Source organism: Streptomyces sp. N35 (assembly GCF_016464295.1).
GTDB lineage: Bacteria > Actinomycetota > Actinomycetes > Streptomycetales > Streptomycetaceae > Streptomyces.
In genome coordinates, this window is sequence record NZ_JAEIMH010000159.1 from 1 (window position 1) to 8,230 (window position 8,230).

Below are 8,230 nucleotides of genomic sequence, written 5' to 3' on the forward strand. Positions count from 1 at the left end.
GGGGGGCGGGGGCAGGGGGGGGGCCCCGGGGGGGGGGGGAGGAGCCCCCCGCGGGGGCGCCCGCCGCGCTCGGCGAGAACGCCGTCGGTGTCGGCGCCGACAATGCCGATCCGGCCACCGCGCAGCGTCTGATCGGCACCGCGCGTGAGCGCTTCGGACGCTTCGACGGCATCCTCATCAGCGTCGGGGGGCCGGCCCCCCGCCCGGCCGCCTCCAACACCGACGAGCAGTGGCAGGCAGCCTTCGACTCCGTCTTCCTCGGCGCGGTACGGCTCGCACGCGGCGCGGCGGCGGAGCTCGGCGAGGGCGGTGCGATCGGCTTCGTCCTGTCGGGTTCGGTGTACGAGCCGATCGGCGGCCTCACCATCTCCAACGGACTGCGCCCCGGCCTCGCGGGCTTCGCCAAGTCCCTGTCGGACGAGGTCGGCCCGCGCGGCATCCGCGTCCTCGGCCTGCTTCCCGGCCGGATCGCGACGGACCGCATGCGCCAGCTGGACGGCCTGTCCCCCGACCCGGACGCGGCCCGCGCCGCCAACGAGTCCCGCATCCCGCTCCGCCGCTACGGCACCCCGGAGGAGTTCGGCCGCGTGGCGGCGTTCACGCTGTCGCCTGCGGCTTCGTATCTGACGGGTGTGATGGTGCCGGTGGACGGCGGGGCGCTGCGGGGGTTCTGATCTGACCCTCTCCGGCGACACGATCCGGTGGGGGCGGGGGCGGTTCACATCCTCGAGGGTGGCGCGCCCCTGCCCCCCAGCGGCTCGATGTGCCGCTTCGCCCTCAGCCCCAGTACTGCGTGCGCCCCGTCCGGGCGAGCTGCAGGCAGCGGTGCGGGCCGGGCGGCACCCCATCCCTGTCCGCCGTATTCGGGTCCACCGGATACAGCCACTCCCGCATGGTGTGCCGCCCTCTCCCGTCAGGGCTCCCCGCGCCCATTGAACCGCGCAGGCACGGCAAAGATCCCGGGACCCGACGCACCCTGGACCCGACACACCCGGGCCCTCAACTCACCCGCTGCGCCCGCCTCTTCGCCGCCCCCATCTCCACCTCCGCCGGCAGCCGGTCGAGTCCCGCCGAGTCCCGCGCCGTGGTCAGTGCCTCGTACGTGAGGTGCTGCAAGGTCTCGCCAGGAGCCGCATGCGCCTCGAGGACGAGCCGGACCCGCGCCGAAGGCGCGTTGCGGCGCCCGACGAGCAGCACATCCGCCCGCCCGACCCCGTCCAGCTCCTCCGTGGCGCCGGCCAGTACACCCGCCAGAGCCCGTGCCCGCAGCAGCGCACCCTGCCCGTCCCCGCTGTCCACGAGCACCTCGGTGAGCCGGTTGCGCCGGACCTGGGCGACAAGCGACCACACCATCAGGCCGAACAGCGCGCCCAGCGTCCCGAACACGGCCGGCCACCACCAGGTGTCCTCCCGGAACCGGTCCCGCGCGGACTCGGCGAGCAGCACATCTGCCTGGGCGTCGTGGAACCACCACGACGGCAGCGGCCCGCCAAGACCCGCGATCAGCACGCCGGCGCCCACGACCAGGAGCGCGAGCCCGGCAAGGCCGAGCAGCACCCGGTTGGCTATCCGCAGCATGGCCTCAGCCCTTCCCCGGTCGTGACACCGTCACCGACAGTGCGGGCCCGTCGACCAGGCCGAGGGACTTGATGCCGTCGCCGAGTGCGGTGTCCAAGTCGGCCCGTACCTCGTCGAGTTCACGGAAGTGCGAGACGGCCCGCACATCGACCTTCGACCGGTACACCCGCACGCGCACCGACTGCACGCCGGACACCTCCATCGCCCGGTCCCGCAGGACGAGCGCGGCGGCGCCGCTGTCCAGCCACGCGCGCACGTCGGCGTTGCCGCTGCGCATCGGCAGCGCGGACCGGTGTCCGGGAGCCGCCGCAAGCACCAGGAGCCCGATCCCGAGCACCACGACCACCGCGGCCCCGGCGAGCACCCAGGGATCGTCCAGCGTCCTGACCGCGAGCTCACCGGCGAGCTCCTTGCGCCAGGCCATCGCGGACTCTTCGGCCCGAACCGCCGCGAGGTCGTAGAACAGCAGTCCCGCACCGGCCGCGAGCAGCAGCGCGAGCACCGCCGCGGGGATCCGGCGCACCGACCACAGCCGGCCGCCGTCACCGTCCTCCTCGGGCGTGACCACCGGGCCGTAGCGCGCGGCGGACGCCGACTGGTCGAGCTCGGACTGCGCCCGCTGCGGCACCTCGGCCTTCTCCAGGACGGGCAGGCTCCGTGTCGTGCCCTCGCTCTCGGGACCGGGCGGCGCCGCCCGCCCTTCGGGTCCTTCGCTCATCGTGTCCTCCCCACCGCCTGCGTCCGCACCGGATGCAGCCGCTCCACCTGGACCGCCACCTCGGGCACGGTCATCCCCGCCAACGCCTCTACCCGCTGGGCGACTTGACGACGCACGGCCGCGCACTGGGCGCCGATGTCGCTCGGGTAACCGAGCTCGAGCGTGATGCGCGCCCGCACGACCCGTGCCCGCACGCGCACCGCGGCCTGTGGCGCACCGCCGTCCGGGGGCAGACCCGGGCCGAGCGCTTCACGGGCCGCGTACGCGGCGATCTTCTCCACGACCCGGTCGGCGATGGTGGTCGCGCCACGGTCGCCCGGGGGCACCACCCGCACGCCGGGACTGCCGGACGCGGTCATCAGCGGTGCCGGTCGCCGCGTGACTCGCCGCGGCCGCGGAAGAGATCGCCCAGGTCCAGATCTCCGTCCGCGTACCGCCCGACGAGAAACCCGAGCGCGCCGAGCGCCGCCACGAGCAGGAACGCGCCGAACCCGCCGAAGTACGCGGCGAATCCGAGCGCCATTCCCGCGAGCAGCCCGATCGAAGCCCTGCTCATCGCTCACCCTTCTCATGTCCGCGTCGGTACGTGCCGGGCCTCGGGCGACCGCCTGCGGTCCGCCGACCGTGGCCGGGGCCCACCGCGGGAGGTGTCATTGGAGCCGCGCCTCGTCGTCGTCCTCCTCGTCGGGCAGCTTCACATCGCCGACCGCGATGTTGACCTCGACGACTTCGAGTCCGGTCATCCGCTCGACGGCGGCGATCACGTTCTCGCGTACGGCGCGGGCCACGTCGACGATCGAGACGCCGTAGTCCACGACGATCTCCAGATCGAGCGCCGTCTGCACCTCTCCGACCTCGGCCTTGACGCCCCGCGTCACGGTCTTGGCGCCGGGTACGCGGTCGCGTACGGCGCCGAAGGTCCGCGACAGACCCATCGCGTGCACGCCGACCACATCACGGGCCGCGAGCCCAGCGATCTTCTCGACGACGCCGTCGGCGATCGTGGTGCGTCCCCGTGTCGCGGGATCGCCGCCGCCGCGCTTCTTCACGCCCGCGCCGGCCTGTTCCCCTGCCGCGGCCTCCAACGTGACTTCCTGGCCCGGTTGTACGGTCTCGGTCATCGCCTGTCCCCTCGCCGCCGATTGCGTCCTTCGCCCACGGTAAGCGCGGGTGCCCCGTCGGTCACCGGGCAAGCTGCATCCATGGACGGTTTGACACAGGCGATACGTCAACAACTGGGTCTCGGGCGGCTGTTGGCGCTCGGCGGACCCGCCGACGGGGCGTGGATCGCGGAGTCGGCGGCGCGCGCGGTCCTGGAACGTGCCGCCGCGGCGTTACGGGGAGTGCGCCTCGATGCGGTACGGCTGGCGCTCGCCGACCCGGACACGGCCGCCGAGCCCGTGGTGCCCGGACCGCCGAGTGCCCTGCCGCCCGGGCCGCTGCGGATGAAGGCGGAGTGCGCCGCGTCGGCGGACGAACCGTTGCCGGTCGTCGCGCGGCGGCTGCGGTCGGGGCTCGCGATCGCCGCGCACGGACTCGGCCTGGTGGTCGAGTCGGTGGATCTGCGCATCACGGAGCTGGTCGATCCCGAGGAGCTCAGGGCCGCAACCCCCGCGCCGGGCAGGCGTGTTCAGACGGCGCGCGCCGACCCCGGCCGCGACCCGGCCGCCCGCGCCGCCCTTTCCGTACCGGGGGTGACCCGGCTGACGGGGACGCAGGCGGGCACGGGCCGCGCCGTGCTGGTGGAGGAGCGCCGCACACCCGGGGCGCAGGCGGGGCGCCACCTGCGGGTCGGCCTGGCAACCGCCCCGCACCACAACGCACTCGAGGTCGCCCTCGCGGGCCCCCGCGCCGCTTCCGCCGCACTCCCCGACCGGCCGACGGTGGCGGTTCTGGTCACGGAGGTCGACGGACTCACATGAGCCGGGGACCGGGTCAGTCGCCCAGACCCGCCAGATCCCGCAGCCGCCGCGCCTGCGCCGCACGCTCGGCGACGCGCTGATCCTCGTAGGTGCGGCCGACCGCACCCTGCAGCAGCGCCTTGGTCTCGACGACGGCGTCGCGCGGCGCGGCGAGCAGGGCGCCCGCCAAGTCGCGTACGGCGGCGTCGAGTTCGGATCCGGGCACGACGAGGTTAGCGAGGCCGATGCGCCCGGCCTCGTCCGCGTGCACGAAGCGCCCGGTGACACAGATCTCCAGGGCGCGCGCATAGCCGACCAGACCGACCAGCGGATGCGTGCCGGTCAGATCGGGGACGAGCCCCAGGCTGGTCTCGCGCATGGCGAACTGGGCGTCCTCGGCCGCGACCCGCAGATCGCAGGCGAGCGCCAGCTGGAAACCGGCACCGATCGCATGACCCTGTACGGCCGCGATGGTCAGCACATCGCTGCGCCGCCACCACGTGAACGCCTCCTGGTACTCGGCGATGACCGCATCGAGCTCCGCGTCACCGCCGCGCGCCATCTCCAGGAACGAGGGCTCGCCCTCGAACCCCTCCGGCGTGAAGGCCTGCCGGTCGAGACCGGCGGAGAAGGATTTGCCCTCCCCCCGCAGGACCACCACGCGCACGCTGCCCGGCAGCGCCCGGCCGGCCTCGGTCAACGCCCGCCAGAGTGCAGGACTTTGGGCGTTGCGCTTGGCCGCGTTGGCCAGGGTCACCGTGGCGAGCGTGTCGTCGATGGTGAGCCGGACGCCGTCCTTGTCGAGGACGACGGTGCCGGAGGTGTCGTTCGAGGTCATGGATGTCTCCGCGTGGCCGCAGTCAGAAACAGCAATTAAGTGACTGCACAGTAACCACCCGGCCGGTCACCGGACCGACCGGGTGGCCACCACCGAAGACAAAGGGCATCCCGACGCTGGAAAACGCCGAAGACATCCCGTACGCCCTAAGACGTCAGGAAGCCGCCTTCTTGCCCCGCGTCGCCCCGCCGCGTCCCCGCAGCGTGACCCCGGACTCGCTGAGCATCCGGTGGACGAAGCCATACGAGCGACCGGTCGATTCGGCCAGCGCTCGGATGCTTGCACCGGAGTCGTACTGCTTCTTCAGGTCTGCCGCGAGCTTGTCGCGCGCGGCGCCGGTTACCCGGCTGCCCTTCTTCAGAGTCTCGGCCACCCGTGCCTCCTCATGGGAAGTGCGCTCTGGACTTCTCATGATCACCCCTCTTGAGCGTCCTGGCCACCCATTCGGCAAGGTCCGTCCGGCCGGAATGGGCGCCTCCAAGCGGTTCCTCACTAACGGAGGGAATGATTCCGGTGACCTCGATTCGCCGGGTCGAACAGGTCCATGAACGAACCGGCAGGTCAAGGCGTACAAGGTCACGGTCAACCGCACACGGCCAGGCCATCCCTTGATCCGGTGTACGACGCACCGCGGTACTAGGCGATCTCACTCATACGAAGGATCACGCGTCAGCAGAATGATCCAGACGAAGTGGATCAGGCTCGTCCTCTCGTGTTCCGGACGAGCCGCCCCAGGGCTTCACTGCCGCGATGCGCCGCCCGCGATGCCTTACGCGAGCGCCACGAGGTCCGCGTAGTCCGCGCCCCACAGGTCCTCGACGCCGTCGGGCAGCAGGATGATGCGCTCCGGCTGCAGCGCCTCGACCGCGCCCTCGTCGTGTGTGACCAGGACGACCGCGCCCTTGTAGGTGCGCAGCGCCCCGAGGATCTCCTCGCGGCTGGCCGGGTCGAGGTTGTTGGTGGGCTCGTCGAGCAGCAGCACGTTGGCGGAGGAGACCACGAGCGTCGCGAGCGCGAGACGGGTCTTCTCACCGCCGGACAGGACCCCGGCCGGCTTGTCGACGTCGTCGCCGGAGAACAGGAACGAGCCGAGCGTCTTGCGGACCTCGACGAGATCGAGGTCCGGGGCCGCGGAGCGCATGTTCTCCAGGACGGTGCGCTCCGGGTCGAGGGTCTCGTGCTCCTGCGCGTAGTAGCCGAGCTTGAGGCCGTGGCCGGGCGTGACCTCGCCCGTGTCGGGCTGCTCGACGCCCGCGAGCAGCCGGAGCAGCGTGGTCTTTCCCGCACCGTTGAGCCCGAGGATGACGACCCTCGAACCCTTGTCGATCGCGAGGTCCACGTCCGTGAAGATCTCGAGCGAGCCGTACGACTTGGACAGGCCCTCCGCGGTCAGCGGCGTCTTGCCGCAGGGCGCGGGCTCGGGGAAGCGCAGCTTGGCGACCTTGTCGTTCACGCGCACGGCTTCGAGACCGGAGAGCAGCTTCTCGGCGCGGCGGGCCATGTTCTGCGCGGCGACCGTCTTGGTGGCCTTCGCCCTCATCTTGTCGGCCTGCGAGTTGAGCGCCGCGGCCTTCTTCTCGGCGTTCTGCCGCTCGCGCTTGCGGCGCTTCTCGTCGGCCTCGCGCTGCTGCTGGTAGAGCTTCCAGCCCATGTTGTAGACGTCGATGTGGGAGCGGTTGGCGTCCAGATAGAAGACCTTGTTGACCACCGTCTCGACCAGGTCGACGTCGTGGGAGATCACGATGAAGCCGCCGCGGTACGTCTTGAGGTACTCGCGCAGCCAGACGATCGAGTCGGCGTCGAGGTGGTTCGTGGGCTCGTCGAGGAGCAGGGTGTCGGCGTCCGAGAACAGGATCCGCGCGAGCTCGACGCGGCGGCGCTGACCGCCGGAGAGCGTATGCAGCGGCTGGCCGAGCACCCGGTCGGGCAGACCGAGCGCGGCGGCGATGGTGGCGGCCTCGGCCTCGGCGGCGTATCCGCCCTTGGTGAGGAACTCGGTCTCCTGGCGCTCGTACTGCCGCAGCGCCTTCTCGCGCGTACCGCCCTGGCCGTTGGCGATGCGCTCCTCGTTCTGCCGCATCTTCTGGATCAGGGTGTCCAGGCCGCGGGCCGACAGGATGCGGTCGCGGGCCAGGATGTCGAGGTCGCCGGTACGCGGGTCCTGCGGCAGATAGCCGACCTCGCCGGAGCGCGTGATGGTGCCGCCCGCGGGCTGGCCCTCGCCGGCGAGGCACTTGGTGAGCGTGGTCTTGCCGGCGCCGTTGCGCCCGACCAGACCGATGCGGTCGCCCTTGGCGACGCGGAAGGTGGCGTTCTCGATGAGGATGCGGGCGCCGGCGCGCAGCTCGATGCCGGTGGCGGTGATCACGGGACAGACTCCTGGGCAGGGTGGGATGCGGCGAGGACAGGGCTGAGGGACGTGTCGACGCCGCCTAATGCACGAGGAGAATGGCCATACGGCAATTCTAGCGGTGGGAGGCAACTGCTTTTGGGGCCGGTACGGCGGGCCCGTTACGGCAGGTCGTTGCCCATCGGGCGCCGGTCCGGGGCGATCCGGCCGAGGTCGTCGACCGCGACGACCTGCAGCGGCCAGGACGCCGCGTCGTCCGCACACGGCTGCGCGAGCACCCACGCGCGGCCGTGCCGTACCCCTCGTTCCGGCGCGAAGACGCAGCCGCGGCGCGCGGGCAGCACCCAGCGCAGATCGCCGTCCGCGCTGCGGTAGGCCGTGATCCGCTGCGGGGTCACCACGGCCACCATCCGCGCCTCGGGGTCCAGGGCCCTCAGCACGCCCTCGGCCCCGTTCTCGCGCAGCCGGCGTGCCCCGCCCGGAATGGCCCGGTGCCAGCGCACCGCGCTGCCGTCGCGCACCGTGTCGGTGATCAGCCCGTCGTCCCAGAGCGTGACCGCATGCCCGGTCGCGGGCAGCAGCGCGAGCGGCCGGCGCCCGTCGCGGGCGTGGGTCCAGCGGGTGCGGCCGCTCTGCGCGTCGTACGCACGGACCGCTTCGCCCTCGATACGGAGCCGGGGCTCGCCCTCGGCCGCGGAGTCGTGCCGCGTCAGACGGTCGCCGAAGGGGGCGGGGCGTGCGTCATGGGCGGCGGTGAGCAGCGGGGCGGCCGCGGCGAGGGCGAGCGCAAGGGGGAGCATCAGGCGGGACGTGCGGCGCGGGGGGCGCCGGGGTCCGGGCGGCCG

11 protein-coding genes are annotated in these 8,230 nt (G+C 72.6%); 2 read left to right on the plus strand and 9 right to left on the minus strand.

Annotated features, from left to right (window positions below; all coding sequences use genetic code 11):
- Positions 1-674: SDR family oxidoreductase (locus JAO81_RS40950; RefSeq protein WP_199553099.1), on the plus strand; the 674-nt coding region annotated here is incomplete at its 5' end.
- A 325-nt stretch (positions 675-999) separates the two neighbouring features.
- On the opposite strand, the gene amaP is transcribed toward JAO81_RS40950, so the two are convergent.
- From amaP to JAO81_RS40975, 5 genes are all read right to left on the minus strand, one after another.
- Positions 1,000-1,578, minus strand: a complete 579-nt coding sequence (amaP, locus tag JAO81_RS40955) for an alkaline shock response membrane anchor protein AmaP (protein WP_199553100.1) — start codon at positions 1,576-1,578, stop codon at positions 1,000-1,002.
- A 4-nt stretch (positions 1,579-1,582) separates the two neighbouring features.
- Positions 1,583-2,296: a DUF6286 domain-containing protein gene (locus JAO81_RS40960; RefSeq protein WP_199553101.1), complete on the minus strand. Its 714-nt coding sequence runs from the start codon at positions 2,294-2,296 to the stop codon at positions 1,583-1,585.
- On the minus strand, positions 2,293-2,655 hold the full coding sequence (locus JAO81_RS40965) for an Asp23/Gls24 family envelope stress response protein (protein WP_199553102.1): 363 nt from the start codon (positions 2,653-2,655) through the stop codon (positions 2,293-2,295). The genes JAO81_RS40960 and JAO81_RS40965 overlap by 4 nt, the downstream gene beginning before the upstream one ends.
- Positions 2,655-2,852 (minus strand): hypothetical protein, encoded by a 198-nt coding sequence (locus JAO81_RS40970; RefSeq protein WP_165336375.1) that lies wholly within the window; start codon positions 2,850-2,852, stop codon positions 2,655-2,657. Before JAO81_RS40970 ends, JAO81_RS40965 begins: the two co-directional genes overlap by 1 nt.
- 94 nt (positions 2,853-2,946) lie before the next feature.
- The gene (locus JAO81_RS40975) at positions 2,947-3,417 is read right to left on the minus strand and encodes an Asp23/Gls24 family envelope stress response protein (RefSeq protein WP_199553103.1); all 471 of its coding nucleotides are present in this window, start codon (positions 3,415-3,417) and stop codon (positions 2,947-2,949) included.
- A gap of 81 nt (positions 3,418-3,498) precedes the next feature.
- On the opposite strand from JAO81_RS40975, the gene JAO81_RS40980 reads away from it, so the two are divergent.
- On the plus strand, positions 3,499-4,218 hold the full coding sequence (locus tag JAO81_RS40980; protein ID WP_199553104.1) for a nucleopolyhedrovirus P10 family protein: 720 nt from the start codon (positions 3,499-3,501) through the stop codon (positions 4,216-4,218).
- A gap of 13 nt (positions 4,219-4,231) precedes the next feature.
- Here JAO81_RS40980 and JAO81_RS40985 read toward each other — a convergent pair whose 3' ends face one another.
- The 4 genes from JAO81_RS40985 to JAO81_RS41000 form a co-directional block, all read right to left on the minus strand.
- Entirely contained in the window at positions 4,232-5,035 is an 804-nt protein-coding gene (locus JAO81_RS40985; protein WP_199553105.1) for an enoyl-CoA hydratase/isomerase family protein, read from the minus strand.
- A 154-nt stretch (positions 5,036-5,189) separates the two neighbouring features.
- Entirely contained in the window at positions 5,190-5,408 is a 219-nt protein-coding gene (locus JAO81_RS40990; protein ID WP_199553106.1) for a helix-turn-helix domain-containing protein, read from the minus strand.
- A gap of 396 nt (positions 5,409-5,804) precedes the next feature.
- The gene (locus tag JAO81_RS40995; protein ID WP_199553107.1) at positions 5,805-7,403 is read right to left on the minus strand and encodes an ABC-F family ATP-binding cassette domain-containing protein; all 1,599 of its coding nucleotides are present in this window, start codon (positions 7,401-7,403) and stop codon (positions 5,805-5,807) included.
- A gap of 143 nt (positions 7,404-7,546) precedes the next feature.
- On the minus strand, positions 7,547-8,230 hold a 684-nt coding region (locus JAO81_RS41000; protein ID WP_233416631.1), incomplete at its 5' end, for a hypothetical protein.

Bases quoted from the DNA above. Each gene is read 5' to 3' on its own strand.
- amaP (WP_199553100.1), bottom strand. From the start codon at position 1,578: ATGCTGCGGATAGCCAACCGGGTGCTGCTCGGCCTTGCCGGGCTCGCG.
- JAO81_RS40960 (WP_199553101.1), bottom strand. From the start codon at position 2,296: ATGAGCGAAGGACCCGAAGGGCGGGCGGCGCCGCCCGGTCCCGAGAGC.
- JAO81_RS40965 (WP_199553102.1), bottom strand. From the start codon at position 2,655: ATGACCGCGTCCGGCAGTCCCGGCGTGCGGGTGGTGCCCCCGGGCGAC.
- JAO81_RS40970 (WP_165336375.1), bottom strand. From the start codon at position 2,852: ATGAGCAGGGCTTCGATCGGGCTGCTCGCGGGAATGGCGCTCGGATTC.
- JAO81_RS40975 (WP_199553103.1), bottom strand. From the start codon at position 3,417: ATGACCGAGACCGTACAACCGGGCCAGGAAGTCACGTTGGAGGCCGCG.
- JAO81_RS40980 (WP_199553104.1), top strand. From the start codon at position 3,499: ATGGACGGTTTGACACAGGCGATACGTCAACAACTGGGTCTCGGGCGG.
- JAO81_RS40985 (WP_199553105.1), bottom strand. From the start codon at position 5,035: ATGACCTCGAACGACACCTCCGGCACCGTCGTCCTCGACAAGGACGGC.